This is a genomic window from Azospirillum sp. A26, assembly GCF_042604635.1.
In the GTDB taxonomy this organism is placed as follows: domain Bacteria; phylum Pseudomonadota; class Alphaproteobacteria; order Azospirillales; family Azospirillaceae; genus Azospirillum; species Azospirillum palustre.
In genome coordinates this window covers 2,030,704-2,049,141 of record NZ_CP170473.1, presented here as the reverse complement: position 1 = coordinate 2,049,141, position 18,438 = coordinate 2,030,704, and the positions used below count along the sequence as shown (strand labels likewise).

Sequence of the window (18,438 nt, the reverse complement as noted above, 5' to 3'; positions counted from 1 at the left end):
TCGCCGTCCCTGTCACTGGGCAGGGACGGCGGCCTCTTCCTCGCGCCTGTGCAGGCCCATCAGCCAGATCAGCAGGCACAGGGCCGGAATGGCGCCGGCCATCGACAGCAGGAAAAAGCTGACCCAGTCCAGCCGCTCCGCCAGCCAGCCCGACGAGGCGCCGAACAGGTCGCCGCCCAGCTTGTACAGGCTGGACAGCAGCGCATACTGGGTCGCCGTGTAAGCGACGTTGCACAGGCTGGACAGGTAGGCGACAAAGGCCGAGGTCGCGATGCCGGCACAGACATTCTCCGCCGCCACGGTGACCGCCAGCATCGACACGTCGTTGCCGCTCCAGGCCAGCACGACATAGCCGAAGTTCGACACCATCTGCAGGATGCCGCCGATCATCAGGCCGCGCAGCACCCCGACCTTTCCCACCAGCAGGCCGCCCAGCAGACCGCCGGCGATGGTCGCCCACAGGCCGAACAGCTTGCTGACGTTGGCGATCTCAACCTTGGTGAAGCCAAGGCTGATGTAGAAGGTCGAGGACATCTGGCCGGCCAGCACCTCCCCCAGCTTGTAGCTGGCGATGAAGGCCAGGATGACCACCCAGCCGCGCCGCTCCATGAACTGGGCGAAGGGCGCCACCACCGCACCGTAGATCCAGGCGAGAAGCACGGCGCTGCGGCCCGACAGGTGCGGCCGGTGGCCCAGCCATTCGGCGATCAGTTTTTCACGGGCGTTCGGCGGCGGCTCCTTCGGTTCGCGGCACAGCAGGATGGTCGCCATGCCGACCAGCACCAGCCCGGCCATAACCTCGTATGCCGTGCGCCAGCCATGGAACTCGGCGATGTAGAGCGCGCCCGCCCCCGCCGCCATCATGCCGAAGCGATAGCCCAGCACCAGCACCGCGGCACCGGCGGCCTGCTGGTTTTCCTCCAGCACCTCGACGCGGTAGGCATCGACCACGATGTCCTGGCTGGCCGAGCAGAAGGCGACCAGCACCGCGCACATGGCGGTCCACCACAGATCCTGCCCCGGATCGGTGGTCCCGAGCCCCAGCAATGCCGCGATCAGCGCCGCCTGCGCCGTCAGCGCCCAGCCGCGCCGCCGCCCGAACAGCCGCGTCATCACCGGCAGGCGCAGCCGGTCGATCAGCGGCGCCCACAGGAATTTCAGCGCATAGGGCATGGTGACCAGCGCGAACAGGCCGATGTTGGTCCGGCTGACGCCCTGCTCGGTCAGCCAGACATTCAGCGTGGCGCCGGTCAGCGCCAGCGGCAGCCCTTCGGAGAAGCCGAGGAACAGGATCGCCAGCACGCGCGGGTCGCGGTAGACCGCCAGCGCCTGCCCCCAGGAGGACAGGCGCGTTGTCCGCCAGGATGTCGGTTTCACCGGGAGGGCTCCTCTAGGGGGTGGTCCGTCGCCCCCGATGTATAAAGGCCGCGGGCATCCGCCGCCAGCGGACCCTGCTCATCGCCCCCCTGCTCATCGACGGAAAGCACAAGGGCCCGACGCGAATTTCCTTTCATCTGAAATCACCCCCGGTGGCAGGCGGCCTATGCCCGCGGCACAGCATTGCCGGCAAGGGAGCCGAAACTATGGAAAAGTTTCCGCGAGTCGCGCTATAGAGTACCTCCCACGGGATTCGCCGCCGGTCGTTCGCCGCCCGCCCGGCCCCCGTTCCGCAATCGTCAAGGAAGAGCAGGCGCGTCATGGTCGAGCGTTGGACACCCGCCAGTTGGAGGACGAAACCGGCGAAGCAGTTGCCGACTTATCCCGACCTGTCCAAGGTCGAGGCGGTCGAACAGCGCCTGTCCTCCTATCCGCCGCTCGTCTTTGCCGGCGAGGCCCGCCGTTTGAAGGCCAAGCTGGCCGAGGCCGCCGCCGGCCAGGCCTTCCTGTTGCAGGGCGGCGACTGCGCCGAGAGCTTCGCCGAGTTCCATCCCAACAACATCCGCGACACCTTCCGCGTCCTGCTGCAGATGGCCGTGGTGCTGACCTTCGGCGCCTCGATCCCGGTCATCAAGGTGGGCCGCATGGCCGGCCAGTTCGCCAAGCCGCGCTCGGCCGACATGGAGACGATCGACGGGGTGGACCTGCCGTCCTACCGCGGCGACATCGTCAACGGCTTCGACTTCACCAGCGACGCCCGCGTTCCCGATCCGGAGCGCATGATGCAGGCCTACACCCAGGCCGCCGCGACGCTGAACCTGCTGCGCGCCTTCGCCCAGGGCGGCTATGCCGACCTGCACAAGGTCCATCAGTGGACGCTGAGCTTCGTCGAGAAGTCGCCGGCCGGGGAGCATTTCCAGGAGCTGGCCACCCGCCTGGACGAGACGCTGGCCTTCATGGCCGCCTGCGGCATCACCGCGGAGACCACCCCGCAGATCCGCGAGACCGACTTCTTCACCAGCCATGAGGCGCTGCTGCTGCCGTTCGAGCAGGCGCTGACCCGCGTCGACAGCACCACCGGCGACTGGTACGACGTGTCGGCCCACATGCTGTGGATCGGCGACCGCACCCGCCAGCCCGACGGCGCCCATGTCGAGTTCCTGCGCGGGGTGAAGAACCCCATCGGCCTGAAGTGCGGCCCGACCACCGACCCGGACGAGCTGATCCGCCTGATCGACATCCTGAACCCGACCAACGAGGCCGGGCGCCTGACGCTGATCGTGCGCATGGGCTCCGACAAGGTGGCGGAGAAGTTCCCGCCGCTGCTGCGCAAGGTCCAGCGCGAAGGCCGCACCGTGGTGTGGTCCTGCGACCCGATGCACGGCAACACGATCAAGTCGACCACCGGCTACAAGACCCGCCCCGTCGAACGGGTGCTGGCCGAGGCACGCGGCTTCTTCGAGGTGCATCAGGCCGAAGGCACCCATGCCGGCGGCGTGCATTTCGAACTGACCGGCCAGGACGTGACGGAGTGCACCGGCGGCGCCCAGGCGATCACCGATCACAATCTGGCTCTGCGCTACCACACCGCCTGCGATCCGCGCCTGAACGCCAGCCAGTCGCTGGAGCTGGCGTTCCTGCTGTCGGAAAAGCTGAAGGAAGGCCGCCAGTCCCGCGAGGCCCGGCGCCGCGCCGCGGTGGCGGCGGAATAAGGCATCCGCCGAAAGGTCCGGCCAAAAGAGAAGGGGGCGTTTCCGCCCCCTTTTTCATGCCCCGGTTATTGCCTGCGTTACCGTTCGATTTCCTTGTTCCAGCGCTGGTTCCAGTCCGGACGCTTCTCGTTGATGACGTCCCAGTCCACCGTGACGGCGTTCTTCATGTAGCCCTGGAACTTGTTCATCTCGTCGGCGACCTCGGCCGGCGGGGTGACCTTGGTGTTGGACGGGATCTGCGCGCCGTACTGCAGGGCGGCGAGCTGCGCCTCCGGCCCGAGCAGATAGGCGGCCAGCTTCTGCGCGGCCTCGTTGTCCGGGTTCTTGGCGACGACGCACTCGCCGACCATCAGAACGACCGAGCCCTCCTTGGGCTGGGCATATTCCACCGGGATGCCCTTGGCCTTCAGGCTGCCGACACCGGTCGGGGTCAGCGGGAAGATGGCCGCCTCGTTGGTCTGCACCATCTCGGCGATCTTGGCCGAGCTGGGGATGTATTCCAGCACGTTCGGGCCGATGGTCTTGCGCCAGGTGGTGAAGCCCGGATCGACGTTGGCCTCGGTGCCGCCCTTGATGCGGTTGTACATCAGGAAGGCGTGCAGGCCGAAGGAGCTGCTGGCGGCCGACTGGACGACGATCTTGCCCTTATACTTGGGATCGGCCAGATCCATCCAGCTGGTCGGCGGCGCCCAGCCCTTCTCGTCGAACATCGCCTTGTTATAGGCGAGACCGGTCATGCCCATGTTGACGCCGACCGCCATGTCGCCCTTCAGGCGCGCGGACTGGTAGACGTCGTTCAGCACCGGAGAGCTGTCCATCTTCTGGCACAGGCCCATGCCGATGGCGCGGTACATCAGCCCGTCGTCGAGGAAGACGACGTGCATCTGGGGGTTGTCCTTCTGGGCCTGCAGCTTGGCCAGGATGTCGGACGAGGTGCCGGGAACCACCACCACCTTGATGCCGGTCGCCTTCTCGAAGGCGGGGAAGACGTTCTCGGTGTAGGTCTTCTCCATCGTGCCGCCGTTCATGCCGATGTAGACCGTCTTGGTCTGGGCGGCGGCGGGGGTGGAGAGCGCGGCGGCGGCCGTGATGGCAACCGTGGCGAGACCGGTGAGCGACAGGGAACGCAAGGTGGGCATGCACGTCCTCCAATAGGCCAAGGGGGGATCTTAAGCGGTCGGTGTGAAGCGGTCGATGCGGAAGGGCTCCAGCGGCATCGGGGTCTCGCCGGTCGTGACCAGTTCGGCCAGCGTCTGGCCGACGCCGGGGCCGATCTGGAAGCCGGCGCCGGAGAAGCCGAAGGCGTGGAACAGGCCGGGCGTGGTACGGCTGGGGCCGATGATCGGGTTGCGGTCGGGCGTATAGCCCTCCACCCCGGTCCAGCAGCGGATGACGTGGGCGTGGCGCAGTTGCGGGAACAGCTCCGCCGCGTCGCGCATCAGGGTCAGCACGGCGTCGCGCTGCGGCCGGGCGCGGTCGGCGTCCAGCGCGAAGCCGCGCCCGCCGCCGACCACCATATTGCCGCGCGGCACCTGCCGGCCATAGACGCCGCCGCCCTCCACCCCGATGTTGACGTCGAGGAAGCGGGGCAGCGGTTCCGTCACCGCCATGTTGGGATGGAGCGATTCCAGCGGCACCGGCTCGCCGAAGGCTTCCGCCACCCGCCAGGACCAGGCACCGGCGGTGTTCAGCAGGAAGCGGGCGTGGACCTCCAGAGCGTCGCCGCTGAGCAGGACGAAGCGGTCGCCGTCCTTCTCCACGCGGTCGACCGGCGTCTGTTCGCGCACCACCGCACCCAGCCTCGCCGCCGCACGGGCGAAGGCGGGGGAGACGAGGCGCGGGTTGGCATGGCCGTCCTCCGGGCAGAGCGATCCGCCGATGGCGCGGTCGCCCAGCGCCGGCCAGCGCCGGCGGAACTCCTCGCCGGTGACGATCTCCAGCCCGAGGCCGAAGCCCTGGGTGCGCTCGCGATAGTCGATCAGGGAGGCGAGATCGGGTTCGCTGCGCGCCAGCTTCAGATGGCCGGAACGGATATATTCGGCGTCGGTGCCCAGCAGCTCCGGCAGCCGGCCCCAGATGGCATGGGCGCGCTGCGACAGCGGCAGTTGCTCCAGCGGGCGGCCCTGCCGGCGCACGCCGCCAAAATTGACGCCGCTCGCCTTGGCGCCGCACCAGTCGCGCTCCAGCAGCGTGACGGACAGGCCGGCCTGCCGCAGGAACAGCGCCGCCGACCCGCCGACGATCCCGCCGCCGACGATGGCGACATCGCACTCGATCCGTTCCCGCATCACGCGACCTCCCGCCGCTCGGCACCGGCAGTAACCGGCAGCGGCTTGATCGGCGGCTGCGCCCGCAGGCGCCCCACCCCATCGGGACCGGTGCCGAGCGTGCGGGACAGCAGTTCCGCGGTGGTGGCGCTGCACATGCGGCCCTGGCAGCGGCCCATGCCGGCGCGGGTCAGCGCCTTGGCTCGGTTCATCTCGCGGGCCTGCCCGCTGCGGGCGACCTCGCGCACCGCACCGGCGGTGACGCCTTCGCAGCGGCAGATCATCGTGTCGTCGGCAATCGCGTCGGCCCAGTCCGCCGGGAAGGGGAAGGCAGCCGACAGGCTGCGGCGGAAGGCTGCGATGCGGGCAAGACGGCCGTCCAGTTCCTTGACCCGCGCATCCTCGACCGGCCGGCCGAGATCCTCCAGCAGCGCCAGCGCCGCGCGCTCTCCCGCCAGTTCCGCCGCATCGGCACCGGAGATGCCGCTGCCGTCGCCAGCGAGATAGACACCGGGAACCGAGCTGCGCCCTGCCCCGTCCCGCTCCGGCAGCCAGGCCCGGTCGGCCTCGTCGAAGCGGAAGCGGCAGCCGGCGAGATCGGCCAGTTGGGTTTCCGACCGCAGCCCGAGCCCGAAGGCGACCGCATCGCAGCCCGTCCGCCGTTCCTGCCCGCGGGCATCGCGCCAGACCAGCGCCTCGACCCGCTCCGCTCCCTCGGCGCGCACAGGGCGGACGCCGTTATGGATCGGCACGCCGTGGGCGCGCAGCCAGCCGACAAACAGCAGCCCCTTCGCCAGCGTCGCCGGATCGCGCAGCATGCCGGCGGTGGCACGGGCCTGGGCGGCGAAGGGCGTGGTGTCGAACACCCCCGCCACTTCGACCCCGGCCTTCAGATACTGGTAGGCGACCAGATAGAGCAGCGGCCCGGTGCCGAGGAAGGCCACCCGACGGCCGACGGCGCAGCCCTGGAACTTCAGCGCCACCTGCGACCCGCCCAGCGTGAAGACGCCGGGCAACGTCCAGCCGGGGAAGGGCAGCACGCGGTCGGTGGCGCCCGTCGCCAGGATCAGATGGCTGAAGGGCAAGGCCTCGCTCGCCCCGTCGCTCAGCAGGTCGAGCGCCCCGGCCTCGCAGTTCCACACCAGCGTGCGCGGACGGTAGTCGACGCGGTCGCGGATCGCCGCCATGGCGCGATGGACCGCGTCGGCCTTGCCGGCCTCGAACCCATAGAGCGCTTTCTTCGGCCGGGTAAAGCCACCATCAGGCGGCTGGCGGTAGATCTGGCCGCCCCAGCGCGCCGCCTCGTCCACCACCACCGGACGCAGGCCGGCGGCGACCAGCCGGTCCGCCGCACGGATGCCGGCCGGGCCGGCGCCGACGATGACGGGGGGGAGAACTTCGCTCACGACGTCCACTCCCCGCCGCTCAGCAGGCGCAGGCCGTCGACGATGAAGGTGCCGCAGGCACGCAACCGCTCGCCCTCCTCCGTCCGCACCCAGCAATCCTGACAGGCGCCCATCATGCAGAAGCCGGCGCGCGGGGTGTCGGCGAACTCCGTCCGGCGCAGCCGGTCGCCGTTGGTGAGCATGGCCGTCAGGATGGTGTCGCCCTCGAGCGCCTCCACCGGACGCCCGTCGAGGGTGAAGCGGACCACGCGCCGGCCCTGTTCGGCCACACGCTGCAGCAAAGCCATGATGACTGGTCTCCGAAGAGAGGACGGCCGGAGCGGACGCTCAGTGCTGGCCGACCAGGATGCGGTCCAACCCATAGACACGGTCGAGCAGAAGCACGGCGACCGCGGTGATGCCGATGATCAGCGCCGAAACCGCCGCCATCATCGGATCGATGGATTCGGTGGCGTACATGTACATCCGCACCGGCAGCGTCACCGTGGACGGCGAGGTGATGAAGATGGACATGGTCAGCTCGTCGAAGCTGTTGATGAAGGCGATCAGCCAGCCGCCGGTGACGCCGGGCAGGATCATCGGCAGGGTGACGCGGCGGAACACGGTGGCCTCGCTGGCGCCCAGCGAGAAGGCGGCCTGCTCCACGCTGCGGTCAAAGCCGGAGATGGCGGCGATCAGCAGGCGCATCACATAGGGCGTGACGATCACCATGTGCGCCGCCACCAGCCAGCCGAAGCTGCCCGCGGCGCCGACGACGGCGAACAGCCGCAGCATGGCAACGCCCAGCACCAGATGCGGGATGATCAGCGGCGACAGGAACAGCGCATTGAGGAAGCCGCGGCCGGGAAATTCATAGCGCGTGATGGCGAGCGAGGCGGGAACCGCCAGCGCCACCGCCAGCGTCGCCGACAGGACGGCGAGCCACAGACTGTTCCAGAAGGACTGGACGAAATCCGGGTGGTGGAACACCGCCTCGAACCAGCGCAGCGAAAAGCCCCTGGTCGGCAGCGACAGCGTGTTTTCCGGCGTGAAGGCGACGAGGCAGACGATCACCAGCGGCGCCAGCATGAAGATGACGACCAACGTGTGGAAGAACAGGGCGACGGGTCCGTTGCGGGTCATGGCGTCTTCACCCCAGCCGGCGGCGGTAGTGGCCTTCCACCATGCGGTGGTAGGTCAGCATGATGATCAGGTTTGCGGCGAGCAGGATGACGGCGACCGCGGCCCCCATCGGCCAGTTCAGGTCGCTGAGATACTGGTCGTAGACCACGGTCGCGACCATCTTCAGCCGCCGCCCGCCGAGCAATCCTGGAATGGCGAAGGCGCTGGCGCTGAGGCCGAAGACGATCAGGCTTCCCGACAGGATGCCGGGCAGGATCTGCGGCGCCACCACCCGGACGATGGCCGTGGCGCGCGAGGCGCCGAAGGAGAGTGCCGCCTGCTCCACCGCCGGGTCCAGCTTCTGAAGCGAGGTCCAGACCGGGATGACCATGAAGGGCAGCATGACGTGGACCAGCGCCACCACCACCGTGCCCTCGCTGTAGAGCAGCTTCATCCGGCCGATGCCGAGCGCGATCAGCGCCCCGTTCACCGGTCCTTCCGGCCCCAGCAGCATGCTCCAGCCGAAGGCGCGGACGACGACTGACACCAGCAGCGGCGCCAGGATCACCAGCAGGAAGATGGAGCGCCAGGGGTTGCTCATCCGGCTGAGGATGTAGGCCTCCGGCACGCCGATCACCACGCAGATGGCGGTCGCCAGCGCCGAGATGCGGAAGGTGCGCAGGAAGATTTCCAGGTAATACTCGTCGGTCACGACCGCCAGATAATGCTCCAGCGTGAAGCCGCCGGTGCGCCCGGTCGCATAGTCGAACTGGTTGAAGGACAGGAGCGCCGTCAGGAACAGCGGGGTCAGCACCAGCGCCGCGAACAGCAGCGCGGCCGGCCCCGACAGGAACAGCGGAGCGGTGGGAAAGCGCCGCTCATGCGTCTCCTCGCCCGGCGAGGCAGGAGCGGCGTCGGGAAGGGTTGCGCTCATCCCGTCACCTCGAGCGCCACGTCGGGAGCCTCCGCCATGGCGCCGCGATGGACGCGGACGACCGACGGCGACCATTCCAGCCCGACCGGGGCGCCCTGCTCCGCCGGGGTGGAGCCGTCGTTCGGCGTCACCACCATCAGCGTGCCGAGCGGCCCGTCGATGTGATAGAGCCACTGGCTGCCCAGGAAGAAGCGGTCGGCGACACGGCCAGTCAGCAGCCCGCCCGACGGCGCGGTCAGGTGCAGCTTCTCCGGCCGGATGCACAGGGTCACCGTCTCGCCCACCGACAGGCCGGCAGTCTCCACCGGCACGGCGATGCCGGCCAGCGACACCGTGGCGCCGGCGCCGGTCGCGGTGACGACCTTGCCCGGCAGGAGGTTGGTCTTGCCGACGAAGCGGGAGATGAACTCCGTCTCCGGATGCTCGTAGATGCGGTAGGGCTGGTCGATCTGGGTGATGCGCCCGGCCTCCATCACCACGACGCGGTCGCTGATCGAGAAGGCTTCCGCCTGATCGTGGGTGACCATGACCGTGGTGGTGCCGACCTTGCGCTGAATCTCGCGCAGTTCGAACTGCATCGCCTCGCGCAGCTTGGCATCCAGGTTCGACAACGGCTCGTCCAGCAGCAGAACCGGCGGGCGGATGACGAGCGCGCGCGCCAGCGCCACACGCTGCCGCTGGCCGCCCGACAGCTCGCGCGGGTAGCGCTTGGCATAGGGCGAGAGGTGGACAAGCGACAGCGCCTCTTCCACCCGCGGCTTGCGCTCGCCCCTGGGCACGCGCTGCATCTCCAGGCCGAAGCTGACATTGTCGAACACGGTCATGTGCGGGAACAGCGCGTAGCTCTGGAACACGATGCCCAGCCCGCGGCTGTTCGCCTTGGCCCGCGTGATGTCGCGCCCGTCCAGCCGGATGGTGCCGGCCGACGGTTCGACGAAACCGGCGATCATCTGAAGGGTCGTGGTCTTGCCGCAGCCCGAAGGCCCGAGCAGGGAGACGAACTCGCCCTTTTCCACCGACAGCGAGACGTCGCCGACCGCGGTCATCGGGCCGTAGCGCTTGGTGATGTTTTTCAATTCGAGGAACGACACGGGGGAATTCTCCCTCTTGCGACAATTGGCCTCGGTCTCCGGGCCTCACCTGTTGCCCCGATGGTTCTGCCGCACCCCCGGTCGCGTCAATCCGCTTTTTCCACCAACAGAAAAGATTTTGCAAAAGCTTCCGATATGCGGAATAGATGGGGCAGCCAACATCACCGATTTTCAGAACGGAGCCGAACATGAGCGCCGACCTCCGCCGCAGGGCAAAAGACAGTGCGGGTGTCGAGAGTTCCGGTTCAGACGAGGCGGGCAGCAAGTCCAGTCTGCAGCGCGGGCTGGCGATCCTGCGCCTGCTGGCGTCCTCCAACGAAGCGGGGGCCCGGCTGACCGACATCTCCCGCGCGCTCGACCTCACCCCGCCGACCGTCCACCGCCTGCTGAAGATCCTGGTCGAAGAGGGGATGGCCGAGGCCGACAAGGCGACCAAGCGCTACCGGCTGGGCATCGACCTGTTCGGGCTGGCGGCGCAGGCCGGCAACCCGAACAACCTGCGCGACATCTGCCGGCCGATCCTGCTGCGCCTGTCGGCGACGCTGCGCGACACCATCTTCCTGCTGGTGCGCAGCGGCTTCGATGCGGTGTGCCTGGACCGCAGCGAAGGCCCCTTCCCCATCCGCTCCTTCACCGGCGACATCGGCGGCCGGGTGACGCTGGGCGTCGGTCAGGGCAGCCTCGCCATCATGGCCTTCCTGCATGCGGAGGAGCGGGAGGAGGTCATCCGCTTCAACCTGCCGCGCATGCAGGGGGTGGGCATCATCGACGAGGTCTATCTGCGCACGGAAATCGCGCGGGTGCGCGACCTCGGCTATGCCAGCCGGTCCACCGGCCTCTTGCCGGGCATGTCCGGCGTGGCGGTTCCGGTGCTGGACCGCGACGGCTATGCCGTGGCGGCGCTCAGCGTCGGCACGATCAGCGAGCGGCTGAACGAAGAGCGGCTGCCGGTGGTGGTCGACATCCTGAAACGCGAATCCACCGCGATCAGCCGCCAGTTGAACCCCTTCGACCCGGTCCTGCGCCGTCCCGCCGCGATTCTGGGCGGCGGCCCGGCATGAAGGGCGTGAAGAAGGCCGACCTGCCGGCCAAGACCTGCCCGGTCTGCAACCGCCCTTTCACCTGGCGGAAGAAATGGGAGCGGGTGTGGGACGAGGTGAAATACTGCTCCGACCGCTGCCGCGGCGACACCCGCAAGCGGGACGGAGATGCGCCGCGATCCTGACCGGATCGTCAGGAAGAATTGCCCTTTATTCAATCACATGCCAGCATTCTGAACAGCCGGAAGTTTCTGCCTGCGAGATGGCCAGCGCTCCCGGCGGATGGCATTTCCGTTGCATTCGAAATTGCGGCCGCACGGGTCCATGGATTTACGGGCACATTCCCGAGTATTCATGACTCCGGCGGCTCGGCCATACTGCCGTCGGCAACGGCGGCCAACGATACGCGACCAACGATACTCAGCGACGAAGGGGACTCATGATGTCGGTTCGGGGGATGGGGGATCGGGCGATGAACGTCTTTGGCAAGGCGGCCGGGGGTATGACGCGCCGTGCGGTGCTGTGCGGCGTCGCCGCAGTGGCCTTCGCGGCGGCGGCCGGCGGTTCCCTGCCGGCATTCGCGGACGGCAAGGTGAAGGTCGCCGGCATCTACACCGTGCCGATCGAGCAGCAGTGGGTCAGCCGCATCCATGTCGCGCTGAAGGCCGCCGCCGACCGTGGCGACATCGAGTATGTCTGGGCCGAGTCGGTCGCCAACACCGACTATGAGCGCGTGATGCGCCAGTATGCCGAAGCCGGCCAGCAGTTGGTCTTCGGCGAGGTGTTCGGGGTGGAGCGCGCCGCCCGCGCCGTCGCCAAGGATTATCCGAAGACCGCCTTCGTCATGGGTTCCAGCTTCAAGCCGCAGGAGCCGAACTTCTCGGTCTTCGACAACTACATCCAGGAACCGGCCTACCTGTCCGGCATGGTCGCCGGCGGCATGACCAAGTCGAACGTCATCGGCATGGTCGGCGGCTATCCGATCCCCGAGGTGAACCGCCTGATGAACGCCTTCATGGAAGGCGCGAAGGAGGTCAATCCACAGGTCAAGTTCTCGGTCAGCTTCATCGGCTCCTGGTTCGACCCGCCCAAGGCCAAGGAAGCCGCCTTCGCCATGATCGACCGCGGCGCCGACGTGATGTACGCCGAGCGCTTCGGCGTGTCCGACGCCGCCAAGGAGCGCAAGGTGCTCGCCATCGGCAACGTCATCGACACCCAGCCGCAATATCCCGACACCGTCGTCGCCAGCGCGCTCTGGCACATGGAGCCGTCGGTGGAGCGCGCCATCGCCGCGGTGAAGGCCGGCAGCTACAAGGCCGAGGATTACGGCCCCTACAGCATGATGGCGCACAAGGGTTCCAGCCTGGCGCCGCTCGGCACCTTCGAGGCGAAGGTCCCCGACGCCGTCAAGGCGAAGGTGACGGAACGCGAGCAGCAGATCCGCGACGGCAAGTTCACCGTGAAGGTCAACGACGCCGAGCCGAAGTCGACGATGTAAAGCCCGGCGTATCCGCAATGTCATCACCCGTGACAGTTGGGCCGGAGGTCGTCCTCCGGCTCGCCGGCATCTCCAAGCGGTTCGGCCCGCTGCTCGCCAACGACGGCATCTCGCTGACGCTCCGCGCCGGCGAGGTGCTGGCGCTGCTTGGCGAGAACGGTGCCGGCAAGACCACCCTGATGAACATCCTCTTCGGCCATTACGTCGCCGACGAGGGCACCATCGAGGCGTTCGGCCGCCCGCTGCCGCCGGGCTCGCCCCGCGCGGCGCTGGAGGCCGGCATCGGCATGGTCCACCAGCATTTCACGCTGGCGGACAATCTGTCGGTGCTGGACAACATCGCCGTCGGCACCGAATCGCTGTGGCGCTGGCGCTCCGACCGGGGCGCCGCCCGCCGCCGGCTGCTCGATCTGTCCCAGCGCTTCGGGCTGGAGGTGCGGCCGGACGCGCTGGTCGGCGAGCTGTCGGTCGGCGAGCGCCAGCGGGCGGAGATCCTGAAGGCGCTCTACCGCGACGCCCGCATCCTGATCCTGGACGAGCCGACGGCGGTGCTGACGCCGCAGGAATCGGCCGGGCTGTTCGAGACGCTGCGCAAGCTGACCGCCGACGGGCTCGCCGTCGTCTTCATCAGCCACAAGATGAACGAGGTCTTCGCCGCCAGCGACACCGTCGCCGTTCTGCGCGCCGGCAAGCTGGTCGCCACCCACGCCACCGCCTCCACCGACCGCGCCAAGCTGGCCGAGCTGATGGTCGGCCGCAGCGTCAAGCCGCCGGCCCCCGCCCCGCTCAGCCCCGGCGAACCGGTGCTGGAGCTGGCGGGCGTCACAGTGGCCTCAGGCCATGGCCGTCCGCTGCTGGACCGGGTGGACCTGACGGTGCGCCGCCATCAGGTGGTCGGCATCGCCGGCGTGTCGGGCAACGGCCAGACGGCGCTGGCCGAACTGGTCAGCGGCCTGATCCGCCCCGACTCCGGCCGGTTGTCCTTGAAGGGCAGCGTGGTCGAGCATGCCGATCCGGCCGACATGGTCCGGCGCGGCGTCGCCCGCATCCCGGAGGACCGGCACAGCGCCGGTCTGGTCGGCGCCATGGCGGTGTGGGAGAACCTGATCGCCGAGCGCTACCACGACTCATCCTTCTCGCGCTTCGGCGTGCTGCGGCGCGGGGCGGCGCGGGCATACGCCCGCGAGGTGATCGAGGAGTTCGACGTCCGCTGCCCCGGTCCCGATGCCCGCACACAGCTGCTGTCGGGCGGCAACATGCAGAAGCTGATCCTCGGCCGCACGTTGGCCCATGGGCCGGACCTGATCCTGGCGAGCCAGCCGACGCGTGGACTCGACATCGGTGCGGTGTCCTACGTCCACAGCCGGCTGCTCGACGCCCGCGCCGCCGGGGCTGGGGTCCTGCTGATCTCCGAGGATCTGGACGAGATCCTGGCGCTGGCCGATTGCGTCACCGTCGCCTATCACGGGCGCCTCACCCCGCTGCTGCCGCATGACCGGGTGTCGGTCAGCCAGCTCGGCCTGCTGATGGCCGGGCATTGGGACGTTTTGCGCGACATCCTGCCGGAGACTGTTGATGCGGCTTGAACCGCGCACCGATACCCCGCTCGCCCTGCGGCTGCTGGCACCGGTGGGCGCCGTCGTGGCGGCGCTGGCGCTCTGCGCCCTGCTGGTCGCCTGGACCGGCGCCCCGGTGCTGCGCGCCTACGGCCTGCTGTTCGAAGGCGCCGTCGGCTCCCGCTTTGCCCTGACCGAGACACTGACCCGCGCCACCCCGCTGATCCTCACCGGCCTCGCCGCCGCCGTCGCCTTCCGCGCCAAGCTGTGGAACATCGGGGCGGAGGGCCAGCTCTACATGGGCGCGCTGGCCGCCGTGGTGGTCGGCGGCGGCATGCTCGACCTGCCGGCCTGGGCGCTGATCCCGCTGGTGATGATCGCCGGCATGGCGGCGGGCGGCGTCACCCTGCTCGGCCCCGCCGTGCTGAAGGTCCGCTTCGGAGTCGACGAGGTGGTGACCACCCTGCTGCTGAACTTCGTCGTCCTGCTGCTGGTGTCGCTGCTGCTGGAAGGGGTCTTGAAGGATCCGATGGGCATGGGCTGGCCACAGTCGGCGCCGGTCGCCGAGGCGGCGGAGCTGCCCAAGCTGGTGGCGCGCACCCGCCTGCATGCCGGGCTCGCCATCGCGCTCGGCCTGTCGGTGCTGCTGTGGCTGATCGACACCCGCACCATCTGGGGCTACGAGAACCGCGCGGTCGGCGCCAACCCGCGCGCCGCCGCCTTCGCCGGCATGCCGGTGACGCGGGTGATGCTGCGCACCGCCCTGCTGTCGGGCGGGCTGGCCGGGCTGGCCGGGGCCGCGGAGGTCTGCGGGCTGAAAGGGTACCTGACGCTCGACCTGTCGCCGGGCTTCGGCTACAGCGGCATCGTCGTCGCCATGCTGGCGCAGTTGCATCCCATCGGGGTGGTCGGGGCCGCGCTGTTCATCGCCGGCATCTTCGTCGGCGCCGACGCCATGAGCCGGGCCATGCCGGTTCCCAACTATATCGCCGACGTCCTGGTCGCCACCAGCCTGCTCTGCATGCTGGTCGCCGGGCTGCTGGCGCGCTACCGGCTGCGGCGGGGGTAAGGGGTTATGGATTTCCTGTCGACCATCCTCGACATCCTGCTGTCGGCCGCCTTCTGGACCGCGGTGCTGCGCATCGCCACCCCCTATGTGCTGGGCACGCTGGGCGAGCTGGTATGCGAACGGGCCGGCGTACTGAATCTCGGCATCGAAGGCATCATGACGCTAGGCGCCATGGCCGGCTGGATGGCGGTTTATCAGGGCGCCGACCTGTGGACCGGCGTGCTGGCCGCAGCATCCTGCGGCGCGCTGCTTGGCCTGCTGCATGCGGCGCTGACCGTGCCGCTCGGCCTGTCGCAGCATGTGACGGGCATCGGCGTGACCCTGCTGGGCACCAGCCTGTCCTATTTCGTCTACCGCCTCGTCCTGCCGCAGGCCAGCACCCCGCCGACCGTCGAACCGTTCCAGCCGCTGGCCCTGCCCGGCGCCCTGGCCCAGACACCGCTGACCTACCTCGCCTTCCTGCTGGTCGCGGTGGTCGCCTATGTCCTCTACCGCACCCCGGTCGGGCTGGCGGTGCGGATGGTCGGCGAGAATCCGGCCGCCGCCGAGGCGCAGGGGCTGAACGTCACCGCCATCCGCATCGGCGCCGTGGTGGCGGGCAGCGCGCTAATGGCGCTGGCCGGGGCTTTCCTCACCCTGTCGGCCTTCAACGCCTTCTTCTTCAACATGGTCAACGGGCGCGGCTGGATCTGCATCGCGCTGGTGGTCTTCGCCTCCTGGCGGCCGGGCAAGGCCCTGCTCGGCGCCCTGCTGTTCGCGGTGTTCGACGCGCTGCAACTGCGGTTGCAGCAGGCGAGCGGCGGCGTTCTGCCTTACCAGCTGTTCCTGATGATGCCCTATCTGTTGAGCATCCTGGCGCTGGTGCTGGTGGCCCGCCGGGCCTCCTATCCGCGCGCCCTGATGATCCCGTACCGCAAAGGAGAACGCTGATGTTCGACCTGATCCTGCGCCGCGCCACCCTGCCGGATGGCCGTGGCAGCACCGATGGCGGCATCGACATCGGCATCCGCGACGGCCGCATCGCCGCGGTCGAGGCCAATCTTGCCGGCGAGGCGGGCGCCGAGATCGACGCCACCGGCCGGCTGGTCAGCCCGCCCTTCGTCGATGCCCATTTCCATATGGACAGCACGCTCAGCTACGGACTGCCGCGCGTGAACCAGAGCGGCACCCTGCTGGAAGGCATCGCGCTGTGGGGCGAGCTGAAGCCGCAGCTGACCCAGGACGCCATCGTCGAGCGGGCGCTCGCTTATTGCGACTGGGCGGTCGGGCGCGGGCTGCTGGCGATCCGCAGCCATGTCGACATCTGCGATCCGCGCCTGCTGGCGACCGAAGCTCTGCTGGACGTCAAGAAGCGTGTCGCCCCCTATCTCGACCTGCAGCTGGTCGCCTTCCCTCAGGACGGTGTTCTCCGTGCGCCGGGTGCGAAGGAGCTGCTGGTCCGGGCGCTCGACATGGGCGTCGACGTGGTCGGCGGCATCCCGCATTTCGAGCGGACCATGGCCGATGGCGCCGCTTCGGTCCGGCTGCTCTGCGAGATCGCAGCGGAGCGCGGGCTGCTGGTCGACATGCATTGCGACGAGAGCGACGACCCGCTGTCCCGTCATGTCGAGACGCTTGCCTACGAGACGCAACGGCTTGGGCTGCACGGCCGGGTGACGGGATCGCACCTGACCTCCATGCATTCGATGGACAATTACTATGTCTCCAAGCTGATTCCGCTGATGGCGGAGGCGCGGCTGGGGGTGATCGCCAACCCGCTGATCAACATCGTCCTCCAGGGCCGCCACGACACTTATCCCAAGCGCCGCGGCATGACCCGCGTGCCGGAGCTGATGGCCGCCGGGCTGACCGTCGCCTTCGGCCATGACTGCGTGATGGACCCCTGGTATCCGCTGGGCTCCGGCGACATGCTGGAGGTGGCGCATATGGGCCTGCATGTCGGCCAGATGACCGGGCAGGACGGCATCAAGGCCGCCTTCGACGCGGTGACTGTCAACCCGGCCAAGCTGCTGCATCTGGACGGCTACGGGCTGGAGCCCGGCTGCAACGCCGATCTGGTGGTGCTCCAGGCCGGCAACCCGGTGGAGGCGATCCGCACCCGCGCCGCCCGCCTGTTCGTCCTGCGCCGCGGCCGGATCGTCAGCCGCTGCGAGCCGGTACAGGCCAGGCTCGACCTGCCGGGCCGGCCGGAAACGGTCGATTTCCTGCTGAAGCGGGGGTGAGGCGAACATGAAAAAGCCCGCCGGAACGGCCGTTCCAGCGGGCTTTTCTGTGTCGGGAAGCCGTTACGCCTTCAGGAAGTCCCGCAGCGCGTCGGCCACCGCGTGCATTTCCTGCTCGGTGCCGATGGTGACGCGCAGGCAGCTCGGCAGGCCGTAGGACGGCATCTGGCGGACCAGGATGCCGCGGGCCTTCAGGAACTGGCGGGCGGCCTCGGCGTCGTCCTTGCCGGCGGGCTGGCCCTTGAAATCGACCAGCACGAAGTTGGTCACGCTCGGATGCACCGTCAGGCCGAGTTCCTGCACGGTGGCGGAGAACCACTCGCGCCACTGCTCGTTGTGGCGGCGGGAACGGTCGAGGAACTCGGTATCCTCAACCGCGGCGACGCCGGCGACATGGGCGGCGTTCGACACGTTGAAGGGACCGCGCACCCGGTTCAGCACGTCGACGATCCCGGCCGGACCGTAGCACCAGCCGATGCGGAGCGAGCCCAGCGCGAAGATCTTCGAGAAGGTGCGGGTCATCACCACGTTGGGGAACCGCTCCACCAGCTCCTCGCCGGCGGTGTAGTCGTCCTTGTTCATGTATTCGGCATAGGCCGCGTCGATGACCAGGATGACGTCCGGCGGCAGGCCGGCATGCAGCCGCGCCACCTCCGACGCCGGCAGATAGGTGCCGGTCGGGTTGTTGGGGTTGGCGAGGAAGACCAGGCGGGTGCGCGGGGTGACGCGGGCCAGCAGGTTGTCGACGCTGGCGGTCAGCCCGTCCTCCGGCGCCGTCACCGGGGTGGCGCCGACCGACTTGGCGCCGATCGGGTACATCAGGAAGCCGTACTGCGAATACAGCACCTCGTCGCCCGGCCCGGCATAGGAGCGGATCAGCAGGCTGATGATCTCGTCCGACCCGGCGCCGCAGACGATGCGGTCGGCATCCAGGTTGAAGCGCTTGGCGATGGCGCCGCGCAGCGCCGCCGAGCCGCCGTCCGGATAGCGGTGCAGGGTCCCGGCCGCCGCCGCATAGGCCTCCATCGCCTTCGGGCTCGGCCCCAGCGCCCCTTCGTTGGAGGCGAGGCGGATATGACCCTGATGCTCGCCGCCGACATAGGCGGCGATGTCGAGAATCCCCGGACGCGGCTGCGGGCCGTTCGGCTGGGTCATGGTCTGCTTA

Annotated in this window: 17 protein-coding genes; 8 read left to right on the top strand and 9 right to left on the bottom strand. The window is 68.9% G+C overall.

The features are described 5' to 3' along the window. Positions 1-12: 12 nt before the first annotated feature. Positions 13-1,377 (bottom strand): AmpG family muropeptide MFS transporter, encoded by a 1,365-nt coding sequence (locus ABNQ39_RS23305; protein ID WP_376960977.1) that lies wholly within the window; start codon positions 1,375-1,377, stop codon positions 13-15. A gap of 320 nt (positions 1,378-1,697) precedes the next feature. On the opposite strand from ABNQ39_RS23305, the gene ABNQ39_RS23300 reads away from it, so the two are divergent. Next, a complete protein-coding gene (locus ABNQ39_RS23300; RefSeq protein WP_109449780.1) occupies positions 1,698-3,089 on the top strand; it encodes a class II 3-deoxy-7-phosphoheptulonate synthase in 1,392 nt (463 codons plus the stop codon). A gap of 77 nt (positions 3,090-3,166) precedes the next feature. Here ABNQ39_RS23300 and ABNQ39_RS23295 read toward each other — a convergent pair whose 3' ends face one another. Genes ABNQ39_RS23295 through ABNQ39_RS23265 form a run of 7 tightly spaced genes read right to left on the bottom strand, consistent with a single transcriptional unit; the run spans position 3,167 to position 9,888 of the window. Further along, entirely contained in the window at positions 3,167-4,228 is a 1,062-nt protein-coding gene (locus ABNQ39_RS23295; RefSeq protein WP_376960975.1) for an ABC transporter substrate-binding protein, read from the bottom strand. 30 nt (positions 4,229-4,258) lie between these two features. Beyond that, complete coding sequence (locus ABNQ39_RS23290; RefSeq protein ID WP_376960973.1) at positions 4,259-5,377, bottom strand: NAD(P)/FAD-dependent oxidoreductase; 1,119 nt, start codon at positions 5,375-5,377, stop codon at positions 4,259-4,261. After that, a complete protein-coding gene (locus tag ABNQ39_RS23285) occupies positions 5,377-6,762 on the bottom strand; it encodes an NAD(P)/FAD-dependent oxidoreductase (protein ID WP_376960971.1) in 1,386 nt (461 codons plus the stop codon). The genes ABNQ39_RS23290 and ABNQ39_RS23285 overlap by 1 nt, the downstream gene beginning before the upstream one ends. Then, complete coding sequence (locus tag ABNQ39_RS23280) at positions 6,759-7,049, bottom strand: (2Fe-2S)-binding protein (protein ID WP_376960969.1); 291 nt, start codon at positions 7,047-7,049, stop codon at positions 6,759-6,761. The genes ABNQ39_RS23285 and ABNQ39_RS23280 overlap by 4 nt, the downstream gene beginning before the upstream one ends. A gap of 40 nt (positions 7,050-7,089) precedes the next feature. After that, on the bottom strand, positions 7,090-7,884 hold the full coding sequence (locus ABNQ39_RS23275; RefSeq protein WP_376960967.1) for an ABC transporter permease: 795 nt from the start codon (positions 7,882-7,884) through the stop codon (positions 7,090-7,092). 7 nt (positions 7,885-7,891) lie between these two features. Further along, the gene (locus ABNQ39_RS23270; protein ID WP_376960965.1) at positions 7,892-8,797 is read right to left on the bottom strand and encodes an ABC transporter permease; all 906 of its coding nucleotides are present in this window, start codon (positions 8,795-8,797) and stop codon (positions 7,892-7,894) included. Continuing rightward, positions 8,794-9,888 carry an ABC transporter ATP-binding protein gene (locus ABNQ39_RS23265; protein WP_376960963.1) on the bottom strand — a complete coding sequence of 365 codons (1,095 nt, stop codon included), beginning with the start codon at positions 9,886-9,888 and terminating at the stop codon, positions 8,794-8,796. Before ABNQ39_RS23265 ends, ABNQ39_RS23270 begins: the two co-directional genes overlap by 4 nt. Positions 9,889-10,076: 188 nt before the next feature. Here ABNQ39_RS23265 and ABNQ39_RS23260 point away from each other — a divergent pair, with 188 nt between their 5' ends. From ABNQ39_RS23260 to ABNQ39_RS23230, 7 genes are all read left to right on the top strand, one after another. After that, positions 10,077-10,949, top strand: a complete 873-nt coding sequence (locus tag ABNQ39_RS23260; protein WP_376960961.1) for an IclR family transcriptional regulator — start codon at positions 10,077-10,079, stop codon at positions 10,947-10,949. Continuing rightward, positions 10,946-11,113, top strand: a complete 168-nt coding sequence (locus ABNQ39_RS23255; protein WP_376960959.1) for a DUF2256 domain-containing protein — start codon at positions 10,946-10,948, stop codon at positions 11,111-11,113. Before ABNQ39_RS23260 ends, ABNQ39_RS23255 begins: the two co-directional genes overlap by 4 nt. A gap of 287 nt (positions 11,114-11,400) precedes the next feature. Continuing rightward, positions 11,401-12,426 (top strand): BMP family protein, encoded by a 1,026-nt coding sequence (locus tag ABNQ39_RS23250; protein WP_376960957.1) that lies wholly within the window; start codon positions 11,401-11,403, stop codon positions 12,424-12,426. 17 nt (positions 12,427-12,443) lie between these two features. Continuing rightward, positions 12,444-14,012: an ABC transporter ATP-binding protein gene (locus tag ABNQ39_RS23245; RefSeq protein WP_376960955.1), complete on the top strand. Its 1,569-nt coding sequence runs from the start codon at positions 12,444-12,446 to the stop codon at positions 14,010-14,012. Then, positions 14,002-15,051, top strand: a complete 1,050-nt coding sequence (locus ABNQ39_RS23240; protein ID WP_376960953.1) for an ABC transporter permease — start codon at positions 14,002-14,004, stop codon at positions 15,049-15,051. The genes ABNQ39_RS23245 and ABNQ39_RS23240 overlap by 11 nt, the downstream gene beginning before the upstream one ends. A gap of 6 nt (positions 15,052-15,057) precedes the next feature. After that, on the top strand, positions 15,058-15,981 hold the full coding sequence (locus ABNQ39_RS23235; RefSeq protein WP_376960951.1) for an ABC transporter permease: 924 nt from the start codon (positions 15,058-15,060) through the stop codon (positions 15,979-15,981). Beyond that, positions 15,981-17,273: an amidohydrolase family protein gene (locus ABNQ39_RS23230; protein ID WP_376960949.1), complete on the top strand. Its 1,293-nt coding sequence runs from the start codon at positions 15,981-15,983 to the stop codon at positions 17,271-17,273. Before ABNQ39_RS23235 ends, ABNQ39_RS23230 begins: the two co-directional genes overlap by 1 nt. Before the next feature lie 63 nt (positions 17,274-17,336). Here ABNQ39_RS23230 and hisC read toward each other — a convergent pair whose 3' ends face one another. After that, positions 17,337-18,428 (bottom strand): histidinol-phosphate transaminase, encoded by a 1,092-nt coding sequence (gene hisC / locus ABNQ39_RS23225; protein WP_376960947.1) that lies wholly within the window; start codon positions 18,426-18,428, stop codon positions 17,337-17,339. Positions 18,429-18,438: the final 10 nt, after the last annotated feature.